Annotated in this window: 23 protein-coding genes; 12 read left to right on the top strand and 11 right to left on the bottom strand. The window is 43.7% G+C overall.

Annotation, left to right across the window (positions count from 1 at the left end):
* Nucleotides 1-219 precede the first annotated feature (219 nt).
* Together MTX11_RS12145 and MTX11_RS12150 are read right to left on the bottom strand one after the other, a co-directional pair.
* Entirely contained in the window at nucleotides 220-846 is a 627-nt protein-coding gene (locus tag MTX11_RS12145) for a superoxide dismutase (protein WP_004646486.1), read from the bottom strand.
* A gap of 153 nt (nucleotides 847-999) precedes the next feature.
* Nucleotides 1,000-1,758: a Nif3-like dinuclear metal center hexameric protein gene (locus MTX11_RS12150; protein WP_243475214.1), complete on the bottom strand. Its 759-nt coding sequence runs from the start codon at nucleotides 1,756-1,758 to the stop codon at nucleotides 1,000-1,002.
* A 170-nt stretch (nucleotides 1,759-1,928) separates the two neighbouring features.
* Here MTX11_RS12150 and MTX11_RS12155 point away from each other — a divergent pair, with 170 nt between their 5' ends.
* The 9 genes from MTX11_RS12155 to MTX11_RS12195 all read left to right on the top strand — a co-directional run bounded on the left by MTX11_RS12155 (nucleotide 1,929) and on the right by MTX11_RS12195 (nucleotide 9,934).
* The gene (locus tag MTX11_RS12155) at nucleotides 1,929-3,110 is read left to right on the top strand and encodes a S1C family serine protease (RefSeq protein ID WP_180037826.1); all 1,182 of its coding nucleotides are present in this window, start codon (nucleotides 1,929-1,931) and stop codon (nucleotides 3,108-3,110) included.
* 137 nt (nucleotides 3,111-3,247) lie between these two features.
* Nucleotides 3,248-3,505, top strand: a complete 258-nt coding sequence (locus MTX11_RS12160; protein WP_004730148.1) for a hypothetical protein — start codon at nucleotides 3,248-3,250, stop codon at nucleotides 3,503-3,505.
* An 80-nt stretch (nucleotides 3,506-3,585) separates the two neighbouring features.
* Nucleotides 3,586-4,377 (top strand): pyrimidine utilization protein D, encoded by a 792-nt coding sequence (gene rutD, locus MTX11_RS12165; protein ID WP_243475215.1) that lies wholly within the window; start codon nucleotides 3,586-3,588, stop codon nucleotides 4,375-4,377.
* Nucleotides 4,378-4,714: 337 nt separating this feature from the next.
* Entirely contained in the window at nucleotides 4,715-5,821 is a 1,107-nt protein-coding gene (rutA, locus tag MTX11_RS12170; protein WP_243475216.1) for a pyrimidine utilization protein A, read from the top strand.
* Nucleotides 5,818-6,579 carry a pyrimidine utilization protein B gene (gene rutB, locus MTX11_RS12175; RefSeq protein ID WP_243475217.1) on the top strand — a complete coding sequence of 254 codons (762 nt, stop codon included), beginning with the start codon at nucleotides 5,818-5,820 and terminating at the stop codon, nucleotides 6,577-6,579. Before rutA ends, rutB begins: the two co-directional genes overlap by 4 nt.
* A gap of 33 nt (nucleotides 6,580-6,612) precedes the next feature.
* Nucleotides 6,613-6,993 carry a pyrimidine utilization protein C gene (gene rutC / locus MTX11_RS12180; RefSeq protein ID WP_163171616.1) on the top strand — a complete coding sequence of 127 codons (381 nt, stop codon included), beginning with the start codon at nucleotides 6,613-6,615 and terminating at the stop codon, nucleotides 6,991-6,993.
* 142 nt (nucleotides 6,994-7,135) lie between these two features.
* Nucleotides 7,136-7,654 (top strand): NADH-dependent FMN reductase RutF, encoded by a 519-nt coding sequence (gene rutF / locus MTX11_RS12185; RefSeq protein WP_373683217.1) that lies wholly within the window; start codon nucleotides 7,136-7,138, stop codon nucleotides 7,652-7,654.
* 33 nt (nucleotides 7,655-7,687) lie between these two features.
* Nucleotides 7,688-9,043, top strand: coding sequence for a pyrimidine utilization transport protein G (gene rutG / locus MTX11_RS12190; protein ID WP_180037840.1), 1,356 nt, complete (start codon nucleotides 7,688-7,690; stop codon nucleotides 9,041-9,043).
* Nucleotides 9,044-9,094: 51 nt separating this feature from the next.
* Nucleotides 9,095-9,934 carry an NAD(P)-dependent oxidoreductase gene (locus MTX11_RS12195; RefSeq protein ID WP_243475237.1) on the top strand — a complete coding sequence of 280 codons (840 nt, stop codon included), beginning with the start codon at nucleotides 9,095-9,097 and terminating at the stop codon, nucleotides 9,932-9,934.
* Between the two features lie 194 nt (nucleotides 9,935-10,128).
* Here the strand turns inward: MTX11_RS12195 and MTX11_RS12200 are convergent, their stop codons facing one another.
* From MTX11_RS12200 to lipA, 3 genes are all read right to left on the bottom strand, one after another.
* A complete protein-coding gene (locus MTX11_RS12200) occupies nucleotides 10,129-10,521 on the bottom strand; it encodes a carboxymuconolactone decarboxylase family protein (protein WP_243475218.1) in 393 nt (130 codons plus the stop codon).
* A gap of 167 nt (nucleotides 10,522-10,688) precedes the next feature.
* Nucleotides 10,689-13,193: an acyl-CoA dehydrogenase gene (locus tag MTX11_RS12205; protein WP_243475219.1), complete on the bottom strand. Its 2,505-nt coding sequence runs from the start codon at nucleotides 13,191-13,193 to the stop codon at nucleotides 10,689-10,691.
* A 354-nt stretch (nucleotides 13,194-13,547) separates the two neighbouring features.
* Entirely contained in the window at nucleotides 13,548-14,561 is a 1,014-nt protein-coding gene (lipA, locus tag MTX11_RS12210) for a lipoyl synthase (protein WP_243475220.1), read from the bottom strand.
* Between the two features lie 213 nt (nucleotides 14,562-14,774).
* Here lipA and sthA point away from each other — a divergent pair, with 213 nt between their 5' ends.
* A complete protein-coding gene (sthA, locus tag MTX11_RS12215; RefSeq protein WP_004646501.1) occupies nucleotides 14,775-16,190 on the top strand; it encodes a Si-specific NAD(P)(+) transhydrogenase in 1,416 nt (471 codons plus the stop codon).
* A gap of 98 nt (nucleotides 16,191-16,288) precedes the next feature.
* Here the strand turns inward: sthA and MTX11_RS12220 are convergent, their stop codons facing one another.
* The 5 genes from MTX11_RS12220 to MTX11_RS12235 form a co-directional block, all read right to left on the bottom strand.
* Complete coding sequence (locus MTX11_RS12220) at nucleotides 16,289-16,618, bottom strand: four-helix bundle copper-binding protein (protein WP_243475221.1); 330 nt, start codon at nucleotides 16,616-16,618, stop codon at nucleotides 16,289-16,291.
* 279 nt (nucleotides 16,619-16,897) lie between these two features.
* Nucleotides 16,898-17,863, bottom strand: a complete 966-nt coding sequence (locus MTX11_RS12225) for a TauD/TfdA dioxygenase family protein (RefSeq protein ID WP_243475222.1) — start codon at nucleotides 17,861-17,863, stop codon at nucleotides 16,898-16,900.
* Nucleotides 17,864-18,041: 178 nt separating this feature from the next.
* Complete coding sequence (locus MTX11_RS16620) at nucleotides 18,042-18,176, bottom strand: hypothetical protein (protein ID WP_004646503.1); 135 nt, start codon at nucleotides 18,174-18,176, stop codon at nucleotides 18,042-18,044.
* Nucleotides 18,169-19,383, bottom strand: a complete 1,215-nt coding sequence (locus MTX11_RS12230; RefSeq protein ID WP_243475223.1) for an MFS transporter — start codon at nucleotides 19,381-19,383, stop codon at nucleotides 18,169-18,171. Before MTX11_RS12230 ends, MTX11_RS16620 begins: the two co-directional genes overlap by 8 nt.
* Nucleotides 19,384-19,539: 156 nt before the next feature.
* Nucleotides 19,540-20,613, bottom strand: coding sequence for an OmpW/AlkL family protein (locus tag MTX11_RS12235; protein WP_243475224.1), 1,074 nt, complete (start codon nucleotides 20,611-20,613; stop codon nucleotides 19,540-19,542).
* Nucleotides 20,614-21,063: 450 nt separating this feature from the next.
* On the opposite strand from MTX11_RS12235, the gene MTX11_RS12240 reads away from it, so the two are divergent.
* Nucleotides 21,064-21,243, top strand: a complete 180-nt coding sequence (locus tag MTX11_RS12240) for a hypothetical protein (protein ID WP_004646507.1) — start codon at nucleotides 21,064-21,066, stop codon at nucleotides 21,241-21,243.
* 286 nt (nucleotides 21,244-21,529) lie between these two features.
* Here the strand turns inward: MTX11_RS12240 and MTX11_RS12245 are convergent, their stop codons facing one another.
* Entirely contained in the window at nucleotides 21,530-22,318 is a 789-nt protein-coding gene (locus MTX11_RS12245; protein ID WP_243475225.1) for an A1S_2505 family phage non-structural protein, read from the bottom strand.
* Between the two features lie 364 nt (nucleotides 22,319-22,682).
* Between MTX11_RS12245 and uvrB the strand changes: the two genes are divergently transcribed.
* A complete protein-coding gene (gene uvrB / locus MTX11_RS12250) occupies nucleotides 22,683-24,704 on the top strand; it encodes an excinuclease ABC subunit UvrB (RefSeq protein ID WP_243475226.1) in 2,022 nt (673 codons plus the stop codon).
* Nucleotides 24,705-24,747 lie beyond the last annotated feature (43 nt).

Below are 24,747 nucleotides of genomic sequence, written 5' to 3' on the forward strand. Positions count from 1 at the left end.
CTCCAACCTGGGCTCGAACCAGGGACCTGCGGATTAACAGTCCGTCGCTCTACCGACTGAGCTATTGGAGAATCTGATCGGCATTTTAGGGATGAATAACCAGGTCGTCAATCAATTAATGTAAAGAAATGAATTGTTTGCTTCATAAATATTCATTTAGAGCCTAAAAATAAAAAAATCACCCGAAATGGGTGATTTTTTTAGCAAAGAAATAAAAAATTATTTCTCAACACCTGCAGGCTGACCTGCATATTTCGCATTTGCATAATCCCAGTTTACTAGGCTTTCTAGGAAAGTAGAGATGTACTTAGGACGAGCATTACGGAAATCGATGTAGTAAGCGTGTTCCCAAACGTCAATCGTCAACACTGCAATTTTACCGTGCGCCATTGGCGTATCAGCATTTGAAGTTTTCATGATAGAAAGCTGACCGTTTACTTCGTCAGCCACTAACCAAGCCCAACCTGAACCAAACTGAGTAGTTGCAGCAGCAGCAAATTCTTCAGCAAATTTTTCATAAGAACCGAAAGCTTCGTCAATTTTTGCAGCCAAAGTACCAGTTGCTTTACCGCCACCGTTTTTAGCCATACAGTTCCAGTAGAACGTGTGGTTCCAAACTTGAGCCGCGTTATTGAAAACACCTGCTTTAGAAGCATCACCAGCAGTTGCTGTAATAATTTCTTCTAGAGTTTTGCCTTCAAGCTCAGTACCAGCGATCAGGTTATTCAGGTTAACCACATACGTATTGTGGTGTTTGTCGTGATGGTATTCTAAAGTTTCCTTGCTGATGTGTGGAGCAAGATCTTCGTAGCCGTAAGGTAATGCTGGTAAAGTAATGGTTGTCATGTTTTCAATTCCTTGCATTTTGCTGGGTTTTAACAATAAGTGGCTTTATTGTAATAGATAATCGGGCAGAAATGGGCATCGTGTATAAATAACAATACAGAATAAAGCCTGAAAATATATGAATAAAGCCACTGATCATAACCGTCAGTCGAATTAAATCGGATTGTTTAATTCGAAATAATCATACTCAATATTAAACTGTTCTGAAATAGCCTTGGCCAAGCGTTGCACACCGTATTTTTCAGTCACATGATGGCCACAGGCATAATAATGGACATTCAGTTCCTGAGCTTCATAAAAGGTGCGTTCGCTCACTTCACCTGAAATATAGGCATCACAATCTTGTAGTGCCGCTTTTTGAATATAATCCTGCGCACCACCGGTACAGAAACCGACTTTATGGATTTGAGTTTTTTCAGCAGGAAGATGAATCGCATCAAAGCCCAGCTTTTCTGAAACATAATTTTTAAAATCTTCCGGACTCATTGGCTGTTTTAAATAGCCAATATTGCCAATTGGACGTTTCTCACTCGGATCAAGCTGTTCGATATTTTCGAGTTCTAATAAATCCGCAATGGCGGCATTATTTCCCAGTGTTGGATGACTGTCTAAAGGCAGATGATAGCCAACCAGTGAGATATCATGTTGAATCAGGGTTTTAATGCGCTTACCACGCATTCCCGTAATCGGATAGGGTTCACCTTTCCAGAAATAGCCATGATGCACCAGCAATAAATCTGCACCTTGCTCAATTGCGGCTTCAATTGCACTCTGGGAGGCGGTCACGGCACAGAGGATTTTATTCACCTCGGATTTGCCTTCAATCTGCAGGCCATTCGGTGCATAGTCCTTAAATTCACGTGCTGCCAAAGTCTGGTCACACCATTGAATAATATCGTTCAAATTCGCCATAAAATTCCTGTAAGTTTAAAAACTTGCCCATATTTATCTATAGGTCTAATTGTAACTAAAGCTGCACAAATCTCTGTGGAATTTTTTGTGTTTAGTTATGTATTTCGCATTACAATAGGACACAAATTACTTAGTCATCAACGAATTAAAATATTTTAGAGGATAGCAACGTGCGCCGCACCTTTACATGGTTACCCTGGGTGTTACTGATTTTAGTCATTATCGGTTTTTTGGGGTGGCAACAACTACAAAAACCAAAGGCACCAGTTGCGCCAGATGGCGTCAAAATGCCTGCTGAAAAAGTAGAGCCGTTGATTGATACGTCGCGCTCAGGAGGCGTGGTCTCCTACAGTGCTGCTGTAAAAGTGGCAGCCCCGGCTGTCGTGAATATTTTTACTACCCAAAAAGTCAAGCAACAGGCGCATCCTTTACTGACCGATCCGGTATTTCGTGAATTCTTTGGCGATCAGTTGCCTGACCAGTATGGACAAAGCCCGAATGAAAACAGTTTAGGTTCGGGTGTAATTGTACGTCCAGACGGTTATATCCTGACCAATAACCACGTGATTGCGCAGGCCGATCAGATTGTAGTGGCTTTGCAGGATGGACGTCGTGCCGAAGCTAAAGTGGTCGGAACTGACCCGGATACCGATCTGGCCGTAATCAAGATTGAACTGACGCAATTGCCAGTTTTGCCATTTAAACTCAGTGGCAATGAAGTCGGTGATGTGGTTCTGGCCATTGGTAATCCTTTTGGTGTTGGGCAAACCGTGACGCAGGGGATTATCTCGGCAACGGGCCGTTCAGATTTGGGTATCAATACCTATGAAGACTTTGTACAGACCGATGCTGCAATTAACCCGGGTAACTCGGGCGGTGCACTTATTGATGTCGCCGGTAATTTAATTGGCGTCAATACCGCAATTTTCTCGCAGTCTGGTGGTTCGCTGGGGATTGGTTTTGCCATTCCGGCCAAAATTTGTCAGCAGGTGATGAATGCCATTTTGAAAGATGGCCGTGTCGTTCGTGGTTGGTTAGGTATCAGCTTATTGCCTGCAGAACGTGATGATGTCCTGCAACCTAAAGAAAAAGGTGTAACGGTCGCAGAAGTGCTACCGGATGGACCTGCTGCCAAGGCTGGAATCCAGCGTGGCGATAAGATTATGAAAGTAAATGAGGAAGAGATTAGTTCTGCCTCACATCTGATTAATTTTGTGGCCTTGCAAAAGCCAAACAGTACCATTCAGATTGAAATTGAGCGGGCAGGAAAAACCATGATCCTAGAGGTTGTGGTGACTGAACGTAAGGCACAAAACAGTGCTTCACAATATATTCCTCTGCCAGGCCAATAAGTTTGATTAAAAAAAATCCCTCATGATGAGGGATTTTTTTTATACTTTCTTTCAGCATGTTCTGATACAAAAGTGAAATATTAAGCGTTTTATAAATCATTTAGCTTAGTGAAATAACATTAAAAGAGAAAATAAAAATGAATTTTATGACGGCAGATCAGGCCAAAATTTTATCTAATGTTGCTAACCTGAATATTGAAATGTATAAGCCACGTCTGGCGCAACTGATTGAAGATAATGCCCGGCAAGGCAATACAGCGGTACTGACAGTTTTTCCCAAACATCTGCCTTTGGAAGATATCCGTGCCTTGTCTGCCGAGTTAACAGATCTGGGTTATAACGTACGTTTTGAAGTACAAGAATTTTATTACAGCTTTAATGTCTACTGGCTGTAATTTTAACAGTTGTTCAAAAAAGGTCCTGTTTAGGCATATATTTTGCTGCGTTCATCTCATATTTAAACTATGAGAATTTTATGTCTTTATTTATTCATCGTGCAGCACGGGCCGATGCGCCTTATGTAGTGCTTTCTTCTGGGCTAGGCGGACATGCCAGTTTCTGGAATCCACAAATTGAGGTTTTGCAGCAAGATTTTCATGTGGTGACTTATGATCAGGAAGGTTGCCATTCGGATTCTGAACTGTTGTCAATACCTTATTGCGTAGATCATATGGCCCGCCAGATTCTGGATTTATTGATCAATCAGGATATCCGTGAATTTCATTTTATTGGTCATGCATTGGGTGGGCATATCGGCATGCAGCTTGCGACTTATCAGGTTGATAAAGCGTTTAAGTTATTCAGCCTGACTATGTTGAATGCCTGGGGAGAACTGGATTCACATACCCAAAAATGTTTTCAGGCACGCACATCATTATTGTTGAATGGCGGAGCCGAGGCTTATGTGCGGGCACAAGCCTTATTTCTGTATCCTCCACACTGGATCTCGACACATCTTGACCCGTTAACAGAAGCAGAAAATAAACAGCTACTGGACTTTCCGCCAATTCAAAATGTCTTAGCTCGTATACAGGCAGTGCAGGCTTTTAAGCTAGAGGAGGCACATCAGCAGGCGCTCAAAGATGTTCTTGTACATCTAATTACCAATCAAGATGATTTTTTGGTGCCTTATCAACGCTCGCAACAACTTCAGCAATTATTGCCGCATAGTCAGCTCAGTCTGTTTGCAACAGGAGCGCATGCTTCTACAGTGACTGAAACCGCCCAGATCAACCAAAGCATACTGCAATTTTTAAAATCAGCCTGATATTTTCAGCAAATCACTTTGTTTGCTCAAGCCAGAACTTATTTCTGGCTTTTTATTTTTTCTAATGAATCATTTTTATGGTTTTTACTCAAAATCTGATTCTTCCTAAAAGCGATGATGATCAATGTTAATGCACCTCAATGAAACACGATGAGCAAAATTGATTCAGGGGTGGAAATCATTATTTTACTAAAAATTCAAAAAAATAAATATTAAGTATTTGAAATTAAATAAATAAAATTAATTGGCATGCGGTTTGCAATATTTTCAACATAAATAAAAAACCTGAATTGGCAACAGGATTTTGAATATTGGTTAAAAATAATGAGGTGTGAAAATGAAAATAGGTGTCTTCTGTCCAATTGGAAATAACGGCTGGTTAATCTCTGAAAATGCACCACAGTACATGCCGACTTTCGAGTTAAACAAACAAATCGTGCAGCGTGCTGAACACTATGGTTTCGATTTCGCACTTTCCATGATCAAGCTGCGTGGCTTTGGTGGCAAGACCGAATTCTGGGAACATAACCTGGAAACTTTTACCCTGATGGCGGGTCTCGCAGCGGTGACCAGCAAAATTCAAATTTATGCAACGGCAGCCACTTTGGTCATGCCACCGGCAATTGTGGCACGTATGGCATCTACCATTGATTCTATTTCTAATGGCCGTTTCGGTCTGAATGTGGTGACCGGCTGGCAGCCACCTGAATACACCCAGATGGGCATGTGGCCAGGCAATGAGTATTTTGGCAAGCGCTATGAATATCTGTCTGAATATGTACAGATCCTGCGTGAGCTCTGGGCAACTGGAAAATCAGACTTTAAAGGCGAACATTTCCAGATGGAAGACTGTCGTGTCAGCCCTCGCCCGCAAGCAGACATGAAAATCATCTGTGCTGGTCAGTCTGATGCCGGTCTGGAGTTTTCTGCGCAATATGCTGACTACAACTTCGTGTTTGGTAAAGGGCTGAATACACCGACCGCTTATGCAGAAATTAATGATCGCCTAAAAGAAAAAACAGATGTGACGGGTCGTGATGTACAGACTTATGTGCTGTTTATGGTCATCGCGGCAGAAACTGATGAAGAAGCTCAAGTGAAATGGCAACACTATAACGATGGCGCAGATATGGAAGCGATTAACTGGTTGATGAATCAGGGCGGGAAAGACACGACTTCCGGTGCAGATACCAATATCCGTCAAATGGCGTCTAGCGTATCTCCAGTGAATATCAATATGGGAACCTTGGTAGGTTCTTATGAAAATGTGGCACGAATGTTGGATGAAATTGGCGAGATCAAGGGCACTGAAGGTGTGTTGCTGACCTTTGATGATTTCGTTCAGGGTGTAGAAGATTTCGGTCAGAAAATCCAGCCATTGATGAAATGCCGTGACCATATTGTGATTGAGGGTGAAGCACCTGTACTGGAGAAAAGCGCATGAGTGAATTAGGGGTAAGGGCCGGTTTTACTGAAAAACTCGGTACCGGAAAATCGCTTAAAGCTGAGCCTGAAGCAATCTGCCTTGCACCTGAACAGACTGCCCTGATTGTGATCGACATGCAGAATGCCTATACCTCGCAGGGTGGCTATCTGGATCTGGCGGGTTTTGATGTTTCAAAAACTAAATCGGTCGTAGATAACATTAAAAAGGCAGTCGATGCTGCGCATGCGGCCGGTATTCAGGTCATTTATTTCAAAAATGGCTGGGATGCAGAATATAAGGAAGCAGGTGGTACGGATTCTCCAAATTTCCATAAATCCAATGCCTTAAAGACCATGCGCAAACGTCCAGAATTACAGGGGAAATTACTGGCCAAAGGGGGCTGGGACTTTGAACTGATTGATGAGTTACAGCCACTGCCACAAGATCTGGTCATTGAAAAACCTCGCTATAGCGGTTTCTTCAATACCGCACTGGACAGCATGTTGCGTGTCCGTGGCATCCGTAATCTGGTTTTTGTCGGAATTGCCACCAATGTCTGCGTGGAGTCGACCCTGCGTGATGGTTTCTTTCTGGAATATTTCGGCGTGGCGCTGGCGGATGCATGCCATCAGGCCGGGCCAGTCGAAGCCCACGAAGCCAGCCTGTACAACATCAAGACTTTCTTTGGCTGGGTGTCCGATACCGCAAATTTTATCGATACCTTTCAAAAAGAAAGTGAATCACTTAAAGAAACTAAATTGGCTGAAAGTGCCTAAAGAATTAAAGATCAGGATTAAGGGAAAAATAGTATGCCTAAAGAAGTCATTATTCCAGCAGGAACGTCGAAACCACTAGCACCGTATGTGCCGGCAACCAAGGCAGACAATATTGTCTATGTGTCGGGCACGTTGGCTTTTGATGAAAATAATAACGTGGTGCATGTCGGTGATGCGGCAGCCCAGACCCGTCATATTCTGGAAACCATCAAACGTGTCATTGAAGAAGCTGGTGGCAGCATGGACGATGTGACTTTTAACCATGTATTTGTCAAAGATTGGGCAGATTATGCGGCGATTAATACCGTTTATGCAGAGTATTTTCCGGGAGATAAACCGGCACGATATTGCGTACAGACTGGCTTGGTAAAACCGGATGCGCTGGTCGAAATTGCTTCGATTGCCCATGTATAAGCTAATCCACCTGATTAAATCTCATTACTAGATGCCCTGGGTCTAAAACTGAATATTGACTTGGGGTAGGGAGAACAGCATGAATGCCAAACTGTCTAAAATCATCACGGAAGCAGTTACAGAAAACCGTGCATTAAATAAGGTGCTAAAGACTGAAAACGCAGCTGAAGTGTTTACCCAGGTCGATCAGCAGATTTTCCGTCAGGGTATGTCCAATCTGGGTGCTGCTGTGAATGTGATTACTACACAAGGGGATGCAGGTTTGGCCGGGTTTACCGCGTCCGCCGTATGCAGTGTGACGGATACACCGCCGACTTTGCTGGTCTGCCTGAACCACTCAGCATCAGTTTATGAAACTTTTAAGAAAAATCAGGTGTTGTGTGTGAATACCTTAGCCTCACATCAGCAGCATCTATCCAATCTGTTCGGTGGAAAAACACCGATGGCAGAGCGTTTCAGTCAGGGGAACTGGAAAACGTTGGTGACCCAGTCACCTGTACTTGAGGATGCCTTAGTCAGTTTCGACTGCGAGGTAGTCCAATGTTTATCTGTAGGCAGTCATGACGTGCTGTTCTGTGAAGTGAAAGCCATGTGCCAGCGTCAAGGCAATGCGCTGATGTACTTTAACCGTTCTTACTGTGAGCCACACAAAATGTGCTAAATCAATTCAGTCCTAATCAAGGAGGGGAAGCCCATGCAAGAAAAAGAAACGTGGTTTCCAAAATTTAAGCCTTATCAAGGCAATATCGATACAACGCCAGTTCAAACAGATGAATATCTGCCGGCTGGGAAAAGTATTATTCTCGGCTTACAGCATGTGTTTGCGATGTTTGGGGCAACCGTGCTGGCGCCGCTTTTAATGGGGTTTGATCCCAATCTCACGATTTTTATTACCGGGATTGGTACCATTTTATTTTTCCTGATCACTGGCGGTCGATTGCCAAGTTATCTGGGATCCAGTTTTGCCTTTATTGGCGCCGTGGTGGCAGTCACAGGCTACTCCGGAGCAGGGGCGAATCCCAATATTGGGCTAGCACTCGGGGGAACCATTGCCTGCGGTATTGTTTATGCCTTGATTGGCCTGCTGGTCATGAAAACCGGTACCGCATGGATTGAAAAGCTGATGCCACCCGTGGTCACGGGCGTCATCGTGATGATTATCGGTCTGAATCTGGCACCTGTCGCGATCAAAAGTGTCTCAGCCAACCAGTTTGATTCCTGGATGGCGTTGGTCACCATTATCTGTATCAGTGTGATTGCTGTCTTTACCCGTGGGATGGTACGCCGTCTGCTGCTGTTATTAGGCTTACTGTCTTCCTACCTGATTTATTTCCTTTTCACTAATGTAATGGGTTTCGGACCTGCGATTGATTTCAGTAAAGTCAGTGAAGCGGCATGGTTTGGTCTGCCAAATTTCCAGAGTCCAGTCTTTGAAATGAATGCGATGTTGATGATTGCACCGGTGGCCATTATTCTGGTCGCAGAAAATCTGGGACACTTTAAAGCGGTATCCGCAATGACCGGTAAAAATCTGTCGCCGTATATGGGACGCGGTTTCTTTGCAGATGGGGTTTGTACTTCACTATCGGCTTCTGTCGGCGGTACCGGGATGACCACTTATGCTGAAAATATCGGCGTGATGGCAGTGACCAAAGTGTATGCAACCACCGTGTTTATTTTTGCCGGGATCTTCGCCATTTTACTGGGACTTTCGCCTAAATTTGGGGCAGTCATTAGTACCATTCCAGTAGCTTTATTGGGTGGCGCATCGATTGTGGTCTTCGGGTTGATTACCGTGGCGGGTGCCAAAATCTGGGTAGACAACCATGTTGATTTTACCAAGAACAGTACCCTAATCATTGGTGCGGTGTGTCTGATTATGGGGACAGGTAATTATAGCTTGCAGATCGGTGGTTTTGATCTGGGTGGTATCGGTACTGCGACATTGGCAGCGATTTTACTCAATCTGTTCCTGAATCGTGGTGAAGATAAAGAATTGCCTGTAGCTGCATCGACCGCAACAGAAGTTGAGGTTAAGCCAGTCGCTTAATATGAGGAGTATTTTTTGAGTCATACAGTTGCATTTTTAGGACTCGGGGCAATGGGCTGGCATATGGCCTCCCATTTGCCAAAACTCGGACATCCGGTTTGGGTTTGGAATCGGACTGAACAGAAAGCGCTAGATCATGCTCAATCTTTCAGGACTCAGGCAGTGGGTATTGAACAGGCAGTTCAGGCAGATTTTATTTTTTCTTGCTTGCCGACCAGTCAGGATGTGGAAGCATTAATTGCTGCACATCCACCTAAATCCGGTGCAATCTGGATTGACTGTACCAGCGGTGTACCGGAATCGGCACAAAAACTGTCAAAGCGATTGGAGCAGCAGGGAAGCTATTACCTGGATGCTCCGGTATCGGGTCAGACTGTTGGGGCAGAAAAAGGCACTTTAACCGTGATGGTGGGAGGAAATGAAGCTGCCTTTGAACAAGCTAAACCGATCATTGCTGCTTTTGCTGGGTTGATTGAATATGTGGGAGAAAGTGGTTCCGGTTTTGCAGTAAAAGCCGTTAACAATACTTTGATGGCTACCCATTTATGGGCGCTGGCTGAAGGCTTGACTGTCCTTAAAGGGCAGGGAGTTGATTTAAGCAGTGCGTTGAACTGTATTAATCATTCTAGTGGTAAAAGCAGCATGTCAGAAAATATCATGGCACAGCGGGTTTTAAGCCGTGAGTTTCATAAAACCTTTGCGTTGGATTTACTGCAGAAAGATATCGGTATTGCTTTAGAGTTAGTGCAACAGCAGCAACTGGATTTATCGGTGATGTCATTGGTGCAACAACAGTTCCAGCAGATTGCCAAGCCACAGGCCAGCCAGCTGGATTTCTCCGCTGCGGTGCAAGGCTTAGAACAACGTACGCAGATTGAACTAAGGGGATAAAGTTTTTATTAAAACCTGTTATTAAGAGGAATAATTAATTTTCAATTAAGTTCATCGCACTAGATTTCTTTATCTAAAATATAAAAATCCGGGAATTTAAAAATTCCCGGATTTTAATTTAAATTGCTCAAAATAGCCTAAGCAATTTTAAAACTATCTATCACTTTAATCATTTACCAATCTGCCTTCAACTCTTAATTCTGTTGATTCGCTTCATATTCCTGAATCACTTCAAGTGCAGCACGAAAAGCTTCCTGGGTTGCCGGTGCACCGCAGTAAGGCAGGCTATGCAGCAGCACTTCCTGAATTTCCTCAACCGTTGCCCCGTTATTCAGCGCGCCTCGCACATGGCCTTTCAGTTCAGTTGAGCTTTTTTGCGCGGTTAGAAATGCAATGGTAATTAAGGAGCGGTATTTACGCGGTAAAACACCTTCACGTTGCCAGGTCGAACCCCAGGCATGTTCATTAATCCAGTCCTGTAGAGGCTGGGTAAAAGGCACGGTATTTTCCTGAGCACGCTGCACAAAGCTTTCGCCCATCACTTCGGTACGGACGTTCAAGCCATTTTCATAATCTTGTTGTGACATGCTTAATCCTCAATTTTATTATTGCTTTAGCTTAATGCTTTTAAGCTAAAATACTATCGTGCCATAGTCGTAAAAAAGTGGCTGAAAAGCCACTTATAAAGCTTCCAGAGTAAAGTAATAAAATGACTTCACTCTTGAATTTATTACACCTTAAATTCGAGTTTTATTTAAGGTGATACTGAGTGTGAAGGATCAGTTTGCACTGAAGTATCCGTTCCTTTGGCATCTTCCTTGATGAGATATGGATTCTCAAGCTCTAATACCTCATTCAAATGCAGATCAAATACATCGGTCAACATGCTGTCATAACGGCGCGCATTATAGTGCAGCAATTTTTCTGCTTCCTGATCATTAATAAAACCATGTAGCTGTGCATCTGCCACATGCTCTGCAAAGCTTAAACCCTTGAACTGGTCTTTATTTTCTGCTTTTTTAAAGCGATCCCACAGCTGTTCAATGTCCAGCAACATGGTGAAAGTAGATTCCATACGGCCGGTGACATCATTTTCATGAGTATTGTAATAGACATGCTTTTTTAAGACCTGACGGAATGCATTGTCTTCCATCATACTGTTCGCAACCTGCTGTTTCAGCTGGTCTGATGGTTTCTGTACTGGACGGCCAAATGGGAAACATAACAGTTTGACCATGCTTGCTGCTGTACCTACCGGGAAGTTAGCAAACAGATCAAAAAATGCTTCTTGCGCCGTATACAGAGATTTTTCTACCGCAAGCTGTGCATGCAAACGCTCATCTTCAGTCTTTTTGCTATGTTCAAAATATTTCAGAATCGAGGAAGCAATAAACAGATGTGCATGAATATCGGCCAGACGCCCCGAAAGCATTTCCTTACGCTTGATATCACCTGCAAGTAAACCTAGGCACATATCCGCAGTTAAAGCAAAGTTGGCACTCAGCCGGTTAATGATCTTGTAATAAGGCTGGGTGAAGTCAACCGCACTTTGCGGCGCAGCACTGGAGCCACCTGTAAAGGCATAGGCAAAAGAGCGGGCAGTCCGGTTAAAGGTATAACCCAAATGCTTAAACAGCAAGTTATCAAAAGGATTTAGAGCCGCTGCCGGATCTTCTGCTTGTAAGAGCTGTAATTCTTCATATAGATAAGGATGGCAGCGCATTGAACCCTGTCCAAAAATCATCAGGGAGCGACTGAGAATATTCGCACCTTCCACGGTAATGGAGACTGGAATTGCCTGATAATAAGGCGCCAGAAAGTTACGTGGACCCATCTGAATGGCACGGCCACCGACCACATCCATACCGTGATTGACCACTTTACGCATGCCTTCTGTCGCATAGTATTTGGCAATTGCCGTCATTACGGCAGGCTTGCCGCCCTGATTCAAACCACAGGTGACCAGATAACGGAAAGCTTCCAGCATATAGGTATCACTGGCGATTTCACTATTGGCTTCCTGTACCCCTTCAAATTTACCGACTGAAATTTTGAACTGCTGACGGATGCGAGAGAAAGTGCCGACATTTAAATAAGTCATTTCTGCCGTAGACGTAGACAGCGCTGGTAGGGAAATACCACGACCGACCGCCAGACATTCCATCAGCATGCGCCATCCTTTACCGGCATTTTTGACGCCCCCAATAATCCAGTCCAGTGGAATAAAGACATCTTTACCTTCAACCGTACCATTCATGAATGGCGGTCCCGGGTTATGCCGTGGTCCCACTATTACGCCTTCATGACTGGCAGGGAGCAGGGCACAGGTAATGCCATATTCAGTCTGATCACCCAAAAGATGATCCGGATCATACATTTTAAAGGCCAAGCCTACGACTGTCGCAATTGGAGCTAACGTAATCCAGCGTTTGGAAAAATTCATTCTCAGGCCTAAGACTTCCTGACCTTCAAACTGGCCATAGCAGACCACGCCCGTATCAGGAATCGCACCAGCATCCGAACCGGCCTCCGGACTGGTCAAACCGAAACAGGGAATTTCTTCGCCTCGTGCAAGACCCGGCAGATAACGGTTTTTCTGTTCTTCGGTACCGTAATGCAGCAACAGCTCACCCGGTCCGAGCGAATTCGGCACCATACAACTCACGGCTGTGGTCAGAGAACGCGAAGCAATCTTGCTCATCACCCGACTTTGGGCAAAGGAGCTAAAGGCACGACCGCCGTATTCTTTGGGAATAATCAGGCCTAAGAAACCATGTTCTTTAATATATTGCCAGACATGATCAGGTAGCGCTTTTTGCTCATGAATTTCCCATTCATCCAGCATGCTGCACAAGGTTTCAACTTCATTGTCCAGAAAGGCCTGTTCTTCTAGCGACAGCTTTGGATAGGGATAACTGTTAAAGGTTTCCCAGTTCGGTGCACCCATAAACAGTTCTTTTTCCCACCAGCTGGTTCCGGAGTCCAATGCTTCACGTTCTGTCGGGCTGATACTCGGCATGGCATTGGCCAATGCTTTATAGGCCGGTTTGGAAATGAATGACATGCGTAAAGGTTCGATCATCACTACGAGACTAATCAGGATGAGCGGAATACCGAGAATAAGTGACCAGGGGCTAATAAAGGCACAGACCACTGACATCACCATCAGTGCAATTGCACCCGCGCTACGGGAGAGCTGAAAATAGAAAACTGCCCATAAACTGAGTAATAGCAGTAGTACAGCAAATATAAATAGCATTGTTATAGTTCTCCAGATTTATACAACGTTGCCTGTGCTGGGATCTCATAGAATTTTTGTCACAGTTCATTCATTTTTTTGTCGCTTGAGGATCGGACAGGTTCAGCATTGCACGTGTGAGAATGATCGTTTTCAAGTCTTGCAACGATATTTTTAAATCTTTCATCTATTTCTGAGATTGTTTGAAAAATGCTCAATCTTCAAGTGAGAACGCGCAAAGAAATGTGAAGATAAGTAATGACTTAATCTTATCTAAAATAAAAAATGTGGTTTAACGCTCAGTAAAATTTAAATTGAAGATATAAAAAAAGCCCTCTACTTGAGAGGGCTTTTATTTCATTGGTTTAAACAGGATTAAGCTTCAATGACCTGAACTGCAATTTTCTTGGCAGGATCCACTTTACGGCGCACTGCTGGAACAGGTTCGCCGTAGTATTGACGATCAGCAAAGTAGCTTGAACGAACCATTGGTGCTGCCCAGATATTGCGGAAGCCCAGTTTTTGGCCATGTTCGGTATAACGCTCGAATTCTTCAGGTGTTACGAAGCGGTCAATCGCTGCATGTTCTTTTGAAGGCTGCAAATACTGACCAATTGTCACATAATCTACGCCATGCGCATGTAAATCATCAAGCAGGGCAAGCACTTCTTCTTCAGTTTCACCAATACCGACCATCAGACCACATTTGGTTGGAATGTCCGGGCAGTATTCTTTAAACATTTTTAGCAGGTTTAAAGAGTGCTGATAGTCAGAACCTGGACGCATGGCTTTATATAAACGCGGTACAGTTTCGATATTGTGGTTAAACACATCTGGCGGACATTCAGTCATGATACGCAGCGCGATATCCATACGGCCACGGAAGTCCGGCACCAGAATTTCGAGTAAGGTATTTGGGCTTAGAGCACGTGCTTCTTTAATACAATCGACAAAATGCTGTGCACCGCCATCCAGTAAATCATCACGGTCTACCGAAGTGATTACCGCATATTTCAAACCCAGGTTGGCAATGGTCTCAGCCATATGACGCGGTTCATCTGCATCCAGTGCATTTGGACGGCCATGAGCCACATCACAGAATGGACAGCGACGGGTACAGATATCACCCATAATCATAAAGGTCGCAGTACCGCCACCAAAACATTCAGGCAGGTTTGGACAGGCGGCTTCTTCGCACACCGTATGTAATTTTTGCTGACGTAATGTGGTTTTAATACGTTGAACTTCTTCAGGTGCCGCCATTTTCACCCGGATCCAGTCCGGCTTGCGTGGCGTTTCAACCGTAGGAACAACTTTTACAGGAATGCGGGCAACTTTTTCCGCACCGCGAAGTTTGACGCCCTGTTCAGGTTTACGGTTTTCAGACATATTCAACTTTTCCACTGTTTTTGAAGGGGGAGATACTCAAAGATAGCGCAGTTATTATAACGGACTTCGTTCTAAATAGGGCAAAAAGGGGTATTCATTTAAAAAATGTTCTTATCAAGCAATATATGTGAGTTAAATACACCAAATCAACAGGATTTACGTCATAATAAGAGTGTAGATTAAAGTGAATTTTTTAATTTTGAGGAGCGTTGAATGCCACGTAAAAAAGAGGTCGTTAGTGGGACTTTCGTTAAATATGATGCGGTAGTTCTAGGTTCGGGCCCTGCGGGCGAAGGCGCGGCAATGAAACTTGCCAAATCTGGTAAGCGTGTTGCAATCGTTGAGATGCGTGAACAGCTGGGTGGTAACTGTACCCATGTCGGTACGATTCCAAGTAAAGCATTGCGTCAAACAGTATCCAGTATTATCCGTTATCAACGTGATCCACTGTTTCAAAAAGTTGGGGACTGGAAGCAGTTCACTATGAAGCAAGTGTTGCGTCATGCACATAAAGTTATTCAACAACAAGTAGATACACATTCACGTTTCTACGACCGCAATAAAATTGATATTTATCATGGTCGTGCCTACATTCAGGATCAAAATACCATTTTTGTATTTAACCCAGATGGCATTAAAGAAACGCTGATGTTTAAGCAACTGGTCATTGCCAGCGGCTCGCGTCCATATCGTCCAGACATTCTTGATTTTAATCATCCACGTGTATTTGATTCAGACAAAATTCTGGATCTGGACTATTCCATCCAGAAAATCATCATTTATGGCGCAGGTGTAATCGGTTGTGAATATGCCTCGATCTTTATTGGTTTGGGACATAAAGTTGACCTGATCAACACCCAACACAAACTTTTAAGCTATCTGGATGATGAAATCTCTGATGCGCTGTCTTATCACTTGCGTGAACAGGGTGTGCTGATTCGTCATAATGAACAGATCGACTTTTTAGAAACATTTGACGACCATGTGGTGATGCACACGCAAAGCGGCAAGAAAATTAAAGCCGACGCGATTTTGTGGTGTAATGGCCGTTCAGGCAATACCGATGGTCTAGGCCTTGAAAATGTCGGCCTGAAACCGAACAGCCGTGGTCAATTGACTGTGAATGATCAATATCAGACTGAAGTAGAAAATATCTACGCTGCCGGTGATGTAATCGGTTGGCCTTCACTAGCCTCTGCTGCCTATGACCAAGGTCGTTGCGCGGGTGCCAATATGAGCGGCGAGAAAGACGTTGCACCGGTGACTGATATTCCAACCGGGATTTATACCATTCCTGAGATTTCTTCGATTGGTAAAACTGAACAGCAGCTGACTGAAGAAAAGATTCCGTATGAAGTCGGTCAGGCATCGTTCCGTCATTTGGCACGTGCACAGATTACCGGTGATACTATGGGTGAATTAAAGATTCTGTTTCATCGTGAAACACTGGAAGTTTTGGGTGTACATTGCTTCGGTAATAATGCCTCTGAAATTATCCATATTGGTCAGGCAGTCATGAACAGCCCGAACAATACCATCAAGTACTTTGTGGAAACCACGTTTAACTATCCAACCATGGCGGAAGCTTATCGTGTAGCGACACTGAATGGTATGAACCGTTTATTCTAAGTGAGATATTTTACTTAGATAAAAAAAAACCGCAAGTCTTCACTTGCGGTTTTTTTATTGGAATTAATTAAGTCAGTCAAGTTGATCAAATTGAATTTTTAAGCCGCCATTTTTCGGCATTCTTCGGCACAACGGCGGCAAGCTTCGGCACATTGCTGACAATGTTCATGTTGGTGCTGACCACATTCTTCTGCACAGTAGTCACATGCTTTTGCGCAGAGTTCACATATCTCATGCATGAAAGGAGGCTGCTTTTGTTCCATACGGGCACACAGCTGACAAATATCTGCACAATCCAGACAGCGCTGGATACACTCCCGCATCATCTCCAGATCTTCTTCTTTAAGACAGGCACTGGCACAGTTGGCACATGCCAGGGAACAGTTCATACAGGTTTGAACACAATCTGAAAATTGAAGCTGATTCATTGTTGTTTCCTCTATCCATACGGTTATTGCTGATTTTCTAATACGCTAAACAGAAAAAGGAAAATACACTAGGCAGATTAGGTGAGGAAAAGTAAACAGGCGCTTTGTTTTGTTAAGGAATTTACTATCTATACTTATATTCAGAGTTAGATATTTTTATTATTCGAGAAAATAAAAAACCATTGAGCCGGTCAAAGTCTCAATGGTAGAGGATTTACATGTGAGTCATTATTATCGAAGGTTGTAATGACCTTTCTTGTTATTCTGATTTTCTCATTTCTAAAACGGACGGCTACCCGCCAGACTGATGCGTTTTAATAAACGGCGCTGATCAGCCGGGAATGGACGGCGTGAGTGCAAAGTCACCTGATTATCCCAGAACACGATATCGCCAATTTCCCAGTGATGTTCATAAGCGAACTCAGGTTTTGAAATATGCTCACGTAATTTTGCGATCAGTTGACTGCCAGCCTGATCATCATAATTGACCAGTTCGACTTCGGTATGCGTATTCAGCCAAAGTGCTTTACGACCGGATTCAGGATGAGTGCGCACCAGTGGATGTGGATAGGCATGACTTAATATGGGCTGATCTTTAAAGCGATACAGCGGGCTATTGCCATAACCTTGATCATCAGCCTGATCTCTGGTTTTTTGACGGCGCACGAAAGGGTTATAAGTAATCAGTTGTAGCTGATCGATCTCTGCCTTAGTTGTTTCATTGAGTGCATCATAGGCTTTAATGGTGTTGATCCAGCTAGTCTGCCCGCCGTCCTGAGGCAGTTCAATTGCATACAGAAGGGAACCAAAAGAAGGTAGGGGTGTCCATTGATGATCGGCATGTGGAGTGAGTTCACCATGCCCGGTATAATCTCCCTGACCGACGGCATTGGAAACCGGCACGACATCGGGTGGAACACCGCTATCGGACTGCGCAGCCAGTACCGGTGTGTCTGCACCTGGGCGGAAAATGGAACCGAAATAAGTTGAAAATGCCAGATACTGCAAATCATCCAGACTTTGCTGTTTGAAGATCAAAATCAGGTGCTCGGCCAGCGCCTGTTTTAATTTCAGAATGGTGTCAGATGACTGTGCTTTACGGGCATCCAGACCATAGACCACTGCGCCTAAGGCCTGATCTGTTTGCGGTACAATCTTGATTTCAGCCGGATGTTGAAATTGATCTTGCTGATGCCAGCGTGGGGCATCATGAATGGCTTGTGAAAGTTGGGTTAAGCTGGTCATTATCAAGTCTCAGAATTTTCTTATTGATCAAAATCTAAGAAAATTCCAGACTGAAATAAAATCAAAAGAAATGATAAGTTTATGAATAATCTGTTATTTTTACTATTCAGTTGATTTTGAAACATTTAACTTATTGTGCGATGGATTGCGCATTTTCTGCTGAGGATATTTCGACAGTTTAGTGTGCGCAGAAAGCCTGATTAAAATATTCAAACAGCTGAGGGGTTTGTAACCACAGGCCAATCGACAAAGCCAGTAAAAGCAGGATTGCCACCACAATCGAGAGTTTGAGTTTCAGTAGAGAATCAGTCATGGACGATTTGCTCCTCATTGACCCAGAAATGCACCAGTACGCCAAAAATGCTGAGGACAATGGATAGCATCCACACCGCATTATAATTGCCGCTTAAATCATGGTTGACTCCACCGAGCCAGCCACCGAAAAACGAGCCAACCTGATGAGTAAAGAACACAATGCCACTGAGCATGGTCAGATATTTCACCCCGAACATATTCGCTACAATGCCATTGGTCAGCGGAACGGTCGATAACCAGAGTAACCCCATAATGACACCAAAGCTATAGACTGTCCATGTGCTGAGAGGCAGCATGAGAAAGGCAATAATCGCAATTCCACGCAAGGCATATAATCCCATTAGCAGATGCGGTTTGGAATATTTTCCACCGAGCCAGCCGGCGGTATAGGTGCCTAGCACATTAAACAGACCCACTAAGGCTAAGAAAATCGTACCGGTTGTGGCATTAAAGCCATGATCAATCAGATAGCCCGGCAGGTGGATGCCAATAAAAACGACCTGAAAACCACAAACAAAAAAGCCCATGGCTAGAAACCAGAAGGGTTTATGATTTTTCACTACCACCAGAATCTGTTTAAAACTGAGTGAGACTTTATTGGGGGTAGCGGCCGCGTTGGGATGAACATACATCGGTGCTTTCAGCATCCAGGCCAATGGCACAATCAGGGCAATTAAAATGGCACTGACCACCAGCGCTGCTGACCAGCCAACATTCTGTAATAGCAGCAGGGTTGAAGGCAGCATGATAAACTGACCAAAAGACCCGGCCGCACTGGCAATTCCCATCGCCAAACTGCGCTTTTCTGGTGGGGCAGCACGCCCGACCGCAGATAATAAGACCGGAAATGAGGTGGCAGACAGGGCGAGACCCAGAATCAGACCCACACTTAGATTAAGCAATAATCCGGTCGAGCTAACTGCCATCAAGAGTAGACCAATTGCATATAAGGCTCCGCCTACAGCTACCACAATCTTGCTGCCATATTTATCAGCAAATGCCCCGGTAATCGGTTGAACTGCACCCCAGATCAGGTTTTGCATGGCAATGGCCAGACTAAAAACATTATGACCCCAGCCAAACTCTTCGCTCATCGGTACCAGATACAGACCAAAGGCATGACGTACACCCAGTGACAGTGCCAAAATTATGGCGGAGCCAATCAGCATAAAAATAAGAGCTTTGGAAAATTGACTGTCAGCCATACGTCATTCATGCCTATAAAGTTGATATGTATAGTATTCGATTCAAGCAATAGAGGCGATTAAATAAATATTGATCAAAAGATAAATTTTTTTTATCAATATATTAAGCCTAAAAAAACGGCCGAAGCCGTTTTAATTAAAAATCGGATATTGAGCTTAGAAACGCATACCGATCCCGGCATAGGCCAGAATCGGATTGACTTCAATATCGGCTTTAGAGCGAATCAGTTCACCTAAATTTGCATCTGTCACCGTAATTGTCGTGTCATTTTTTAGATGTGCATAAGATACTGAACCGACTGCAAACCAGGTGTCATTAAAGTCATAGCTAAAGCCGACCGTGGCTACAGGCGCGAAAGCATCGGATGCTTCCAGATCAACTTTCGGGTTGGCTGAACTTGGCGTGCCATCCAGAGAAGCACCTGCTTTTCCTTCCTTGATATTGGCAATCATATGTCCTGCAGCAATCAGGTCCTGCTCAGTACGTGAGTTAATTTCCAGTTCATTGAAATAGGCATACATCACACCTAAGCCGACATAAGGCCGGAATTTATTCACTCCGGTTTTACCAAAGTGATACTGGAATTCAAAGGCAGGTGTCCAGGCGCGGGCAGAGGCGGCCGGCCCATAAGCTTCCAGATCAGTAATGAGAATATCATTTTTTAACTCAATGCCGGGTAAATCGATCGAACCTAAACTTGGGGTAGCAAGCGCAGAAAAAGGGGCATAAATTTTACCACTGCCTTGCAAGTCTACTTTGGGGGGAATGCCGGCTTTCATTTCAAAAGAAATATTATCGGTAAAATAGTAATTGGTCATAATGCCTAAAGTGGTGACATCATCTGCTTCCAGGCCAGTACCAGGATTATTCCAGCTTTCCAGTCCATAAATTTCAGCTCGTCCACTGAGCGTTGCGGGCAGTGTTTCTGTACCAAGTCGATCGAGAATATTAACAAAAACAGAGGAAAGGTTTGGGTCCATGTCTGGATCAAGATTATTTTTCACAGAGTCAATTGAGATATCACCTACTTGTGATGTTTCACCTTCTTTGACAGCAGTATTCACTTTAAATGGTTGGGCCCTGCCTTGCGGCATCACATGCAATGCACCGACTGATACCGAAAAGCGCTTAAAGCCATCTCCATCTTGCAAGCTAAAATAAGGGGAATCTGCATGCGCGACCATAGGTAAAGTGGCTAGGCCTGCCATACATGCCAGCAATGTTTTCATTGATTTGGAACTCCATGTCCAGTTTGTTTATTCGTTTTTCTAGTTAACTAATTATGTGAATTACATTAAAAAATTCAGTTATAGAACAACAGGTCAAAAGTTAATCGATGGTTGAGATTGGTAACTGCTGTATATTTTTTGTTTGTATCTCTTGAGTTTTAAGAAATGTATAGTGTGTAAAAATAATTACTTTTACCTTAATAGCTTAAGTATAAAAATGAAGGAAATTTGCTCTTGAGAGCGTTAAAATTTCAATCCTATGAATTTTTATCATGGAAGATAGAGAGGAGAGTTTAGGTAAATTTTAGGCTGCATTGATTCAAGCATTTATCATCATGGGATGATTTTTTATTTTTCCAAAACAAGAGCATATGAATTTATCCAAGATCCTGCTACCCAGTCGACTGAGTTTTTTTGTACAATAGCTACATATATTATTGAGTGAATCACATGAGCACCCAAACTCCTCCCAAAAAAAAGCCCTTGGTTAATTTACCTTTCCCGATCAAGCAAGCAGAGCAAAATGCTGCAGAAGAAGTTCTGGAAGATTTAAGACCAAGACCGCAGCGTTATGCTGACCGTACTTGGATGCCACCACGTGGTACTCGCCGTTCAATGGGCAAACGCTAATTGATCAGACTCAAAAAGCTATGATAAATCATGGCTTTTTTTGTGGAATTTTTTAGGGAGTTAGCGATCAATATTTGATTTATCTTTCAACTAAAGAGAAATTAGAACTCTGATTTAGCCAAATCTCTTTCAATTTTATTCTTAATAAAGCAAACGAAATATTTAAGCTCTGTAAATACCCATCAAAATAAAATCCAGACCTGATTGATTTCATATTCGATATTTTAGCCGCCCATAAAAAAAGCCAATTCAAACCTTGGCTTTTTTGAAAGATATTTTGATAGCACTAACGAATGCTTTTACGCGCTTTATTTTCCGGTTTCGGTGGCGCAATTTCTCGCTCACCTTGCCAGACATCAATAAAATCTTTCTCGTTAATATTATAAAGTTCCAGTAGCGCTAAAATCACGCCTCCAAATAACATGGCACCTTCTGAATGGCTCTGAAAATCGACTAGCTTGGTATTCAGATTGTGCAGGATATCTTCAATTTCAAAGACACGTTCCCGCCCATTGCTGTCGGTCGGATAGATCTGGGTATTTAAAATAATTCTCGCCAGGCTTTTTTCATTTTCGGTTAATGGCAGTTCTTCAATCAACTTATCGCTGGCCGGAGTTAAAATCACGGAATCGCGGAATATGGTATGTAAGAAATTTGCGCTTAATTTTGGCAGCGGCTTTTCGACAAAAGGACGGAAAGATTGCGGGAAAATCACATTACGTGAGATGCCTTTAAACATTGGGGCAATTTCCTCGACCTTATAGCCTGCGATCCCACAGCCTAAGGAAGTGATAAAATATTTATTTTTAGGATGATTTTTGGTGTAAATCTTAAAGTCATCAATATAGTGCTGAATTTGTGAGAGCGGCATTTGTTGCAAATGCTCGTTCATGGTGGGGATGGCATAGCTCTGACCCGCCCAGCCACGACCCATGCCCATGACCGCACCAAAATGCTCAAGTGCCGTTCTAGCGGCTCCACCACCATGCTGGCCAGCCAGGTTGCTGCCGAACACAAAAACGGTATTTTCTGGAAGGGATTTAACAATACTTTCATCGTGATAGTGGTAAGTCATAATTGTCTATTCTAGGCCATCCTGATCTTCATGTTGCCCGTGAAATGAATAGGGGTCAAGGCATTATTCTGCAGCGCTATCCAAACAGATAAGTCAATATTCCACCCATGCGCTAGAATATGATGCCGAGTGCGCCCAAATAAAGCTGCTGGCTAAAAATGCTTGGTTTGTTCTGTCTTTGTTCGCTTTGTAACTGTATATTTTTTGATGATTTTTCAAACCAGATGGCGATTAAAGTGCTAACAAATAATGAGTAGTAATATTGTTTTATTTTACCAAACAGAAACCTAAGCAGGGATTGAGTAATTCAAATTTGCCCTCATAATAAATCACGTCTATATCCGCAGCGAAGTCAGCGAAAGCTATGAGTGATAAAAAGCTCTTTGAATTAGTGACCAGTTATCAACCAGCAGGCGATCAGCCACAGGCCATTGCAAAGCTGGTCAAAGGCATTGAACAGGGTTTTCATGATCAGCTTTTACTGGGGGTAACAGGCTCTGGTAAGACCTATACCATGGCCAATGTCATTGCCCAGACCCAGCGTCCGACCATAGTCATGGCACATAACAAAACCTTGGCTGCGCAGCTTTACGGCGAATTTAAAGCGTTTTTCCCGAATAACGCCGTTGAGTATTTTGTCAGTTATTATGATTATTATCAGCCAGAAGCCTATGTTCCATCTTCAGATACTTTTATCGAGAAAGATGCTGCAATTAATGACCATATTGACCAGATGCGCCTTTCCGCAACCCGTTCACTCTTAGAGCGACGTGATGCAATTATTGTCGCTTCGGTGTCTGCCATTTATGGTTTGGGTGATCCGAATGCCTATATGAGCATGTTGCTGCATGTGGTGGAAGGCGATCGCATTGGCCGTGATGATATTATTCGCCGTCTGGTCGAGATGCAGTATTCGCGTAATGAACTGGAATTCCTGCGCGGTACTTATCGTATTCGCGGTGAAATTATTGATATTTTTCCGGCTGAATCGGATCAGGATGCGATCCGGATTGAACTGTTTGATGATGAAGTTGACTCCATTCGATGGTTTGATCCGCTGACCGGGAAAATGGTTCGTAAAGTACCTCGCGTGACCATTTATCCTAAAAGCCACTATGTGACGCCTAAAGACAATTTATCCCGTGCGATTGAAACCATCCGAGACGAACTTAAAGAGCGTCTGGTGTTCTTCCGGGAAAATGACAAACTGCTGGAAGCACAGCGGATTGAACAGCGGACACGCTATGATCTGGAAATGATGCAACAACTGGGTTATACCAACGGCATTGAAAACTATTCGCGTCATTTATCTGGCCGTCCTGCGGGTGAAGCGCCACCGACCTTGTTCGATTATATTCCGGATGATGCCTTGCTAATTATTGATGAGTCGCATGTGACGGTGCCGCAGATTGGTGCCATGTATAAGGGCGACCGTTCGCGTAAAGAAAATCTGGTCAATTACGGATTCCGTTTGCCAAGCGCGCTGGATAACCGGCCAATGAAATTTGAGGAGTGGGAACGGATTGTGCCGACGACTGTGTATGTCAGCGCAACGCCCGCACGTTACGAGCTGGAAAAGTCCCAGCAGATTGTCGAGCAGGTGGTACGCCCGACCGGTCTGATCGATCCAGAAATTGAAATTCGTCCAGTTCTGACGCAGGTCGATGATGTGCTTTCCGAAATTAATCTGCGTAAAGATATTAATGAGCGGGTGCTGGTTACGACCTTGACGAAGCGTATGGCTGAAGATTTAACCTCTTATTTGAAAGAGTATGGGATTAAGGTTGCTTATTTACACTCGGATATCGATACCGTCGAGCGGGTCAAAATCATTCATGAACTGCGTACTGGGGTGCATGATGTACTGGTCGGGATTAACCTGCTGCGTGAAGGGCTGGATATGCCGGAAGTGTCACTGGTTGCTATTCTGGATGCGGATAAAGAAGGTTTTCTGCGTTCCGAGCGCTCTCTCATTCAGACCATTGGCCGCGCTGCGCGTAACCTGAAAGGTAAGGCGATTCTGTATGCAGACCGAATCACTGATTCGATGCAGAAAGCCATTGATGAGACAGATCGTCGTCGTGCCAAGCAGATTCAATTTAATGAAGAACATGGCATTACGCCGCGCAGTGCAGTGCGTCAGGTGATCAAGGAAATTGATACCGGTGAAGTATTGGATGATGATTCAATTGAATTGAAAGCCTCGGATCAGGCACGTGCGATCAGTGCCGATGAGCGGCATATCATGGCAGATCCGAAAATGTTTGCGAAACACATTAACAAGCTTGAAAAAGAAATGTTGAAAGCTTCCAAAGAGCTGCAGTTTGAGCAGGCTGCGCGTATGCGTGATGAAATTGTACGTTTAAAAGCCCAGATGTTTGATTGATTTTGGTTGCATTAAATCTTATTTAAATGACGTAAAATCAATC

This window comes from Acinetobacter lwoffii (assembly GCF_022809915.1).
In the GTDB taxonomy this organism is placed as follows: domain Bacteria; phylum Pseudomonadota; class Gammaproteobacteria; order Pseudomonadales; family Moraxellaceae; genus Acinetobacter; species Acinetobacter lwoffii_M.

What these genes read in the sequence shown, in the direction of transcription:
- lipA (WP_243475220.1), bottom strand. Translation starts at nt 14,561, where the DNA reads ATGTCTGAAAACCGTAAACCTGAACAGGGCGTCAAACTTCGCGGTGCG.
- MTX11_RS12145 (WP_004646486.1), bottom strand. Translation starts at nt 846, where the DNA reads ATGACAACCATTACTTTACCAGCATTACCTTACGGCTACGAAGATCTT.
- MTX11_RS12240 (WP_004646507.1), top strand. Translation starts at nt 21,064, where the DNA reads ATGAGCACCCAAACTCCTCCCAAAAAAAAGCCCTTGGTTAATTTACCT.
- MTX11_RS12220 (WP_243475221.1), bottom strand. Translation starts at nt 16,618, where the DNA reads ATGAATCAGCTTCAATTTTCAGATTGTGTTCAAACCTGTATGAACTGT.
- MTX11_RS12230 (WP_243475223.1), bottom strand. Translation starts at nt 19,383, where the DNA reads ATGGCTGACAGTCAATTTTCCAAAGCTCTTATTTTTATGCTGATTGGC.
- rutG (WP_180037840.1), top strand. Translation starts at nt 7,688, where the DNA reads ATGCAAGAAAAAGAAACGTGGTTTCCAAAATTTAAGCCTTATCAAGGC.
- MTX11_RS12200 (WP_243475218.1), bottom strand. Translation starts at nt 10,521, where the DNA reads ATGTCACAACAAGATTATGAAAATGGCTTGAACGTCCGTACCGAAGTG.
- MTX11_RS12205 (WP_243475219.1), bottom strand. Translation starts at nt 13,193, where the DNA reads ATGCTATTTATATTTGCTGTACTACTGCTATTACTCAGTTTATGGGCA.
- MTX11_RS12150 (WP_243475214.1), bottom strand. Translation starts at nt 1,758, where the DNA reads ATGGCGAATTTGAACGATATTATTCAATGGTGTGACCAGACTTTGGCA.
- rutC (WP_163171616.1), top strand. Translation starts at nt 6,613, where the DNA reads ATGCCTAAAGAAGTCATTATTCCAGCAGGAACGTCGAAACCACTAGCA.
- MTX11_RS12245 (WP_243475225.1), bottom strand. Translation starts at nt 22,318, where the DNA reads ATGACTTACCACTATCACGATGAAAGTATTGTTAAATCCCTTCCAGAA.
- MTX11_RS12225 (WP_243475222.1), bottom strand. Translation starts at nt 17,863, where the DNA reads ATGACCAGCTTAACCCAACTTTCACAAGCCATTCATGATGCCCCACGC.
- rutD (WP_243475215.1), top strand. Translation starts at nt 3,586, where the DNA reads ATGTCTTTATTTATTCATCGTGCAGCACGGGCCGATGCGCCTTATGTA.
- rutB (WP_243475217.1), top strand. Translation starts at nt 5,818, where the DNA reads ATGAGTGAATTAGGGGTAAGGGCCGGTTTTACTGAAAAACTCGGTACC.
- rutA (WP_243475216.1), top strand. Translation starts at nt 4,715, where the DNA reads ATGAAAATAGGTGTCTTCTGTCCAATTGGAAATAACGGCTGGTTAATC.
- sthA (WP_004646501.1), top strand. Translation starts at nt 14,775, where the DNA reads ATGCCACGTAAAAAAGAGGTCGTTAGTGGGACTTTCGTTAAATATGAT.
- MTX11_RS12235 (WP_243475224.1), bottom strand. Translation starts at nt 20,613, where the DNA reads ATGAAAACATTGCTGGCATGTATGGCAGGCCTAGCCACTTTACCTATG.
- MTX11_RS12160 (WP_004730148.1), top strand. Translation starts at nt 3,248, where the DNA reads ATGAATTTTATGACGGCAGATCAGGCCAAAATTTTATCTAATGTTGCT.
- MTX11_RS16620 (WP_004646503.1), bottom strand. Translation starts at nt 18,176, where the DNA reads ATGACTGATTCTCTACTGAAACTCAAACTCTCGATTGTGGTGGCAATC.
- uvrB (WP_243475226.1), top strand. Translation starts at nt 22,683, where the DNA reads ATGAGTGATAAAAAGCTCTTTGAATTAGTGACCAGTTATCAACCAGCA.
- MTX11_RS12195 (WP_243475237.1), top strand. Translation starts at nt 9,095, where the DNA reads ATGGGCTGGCATATGGCCTCCCATTTGCCAAAACTCGGACATCCGGTT.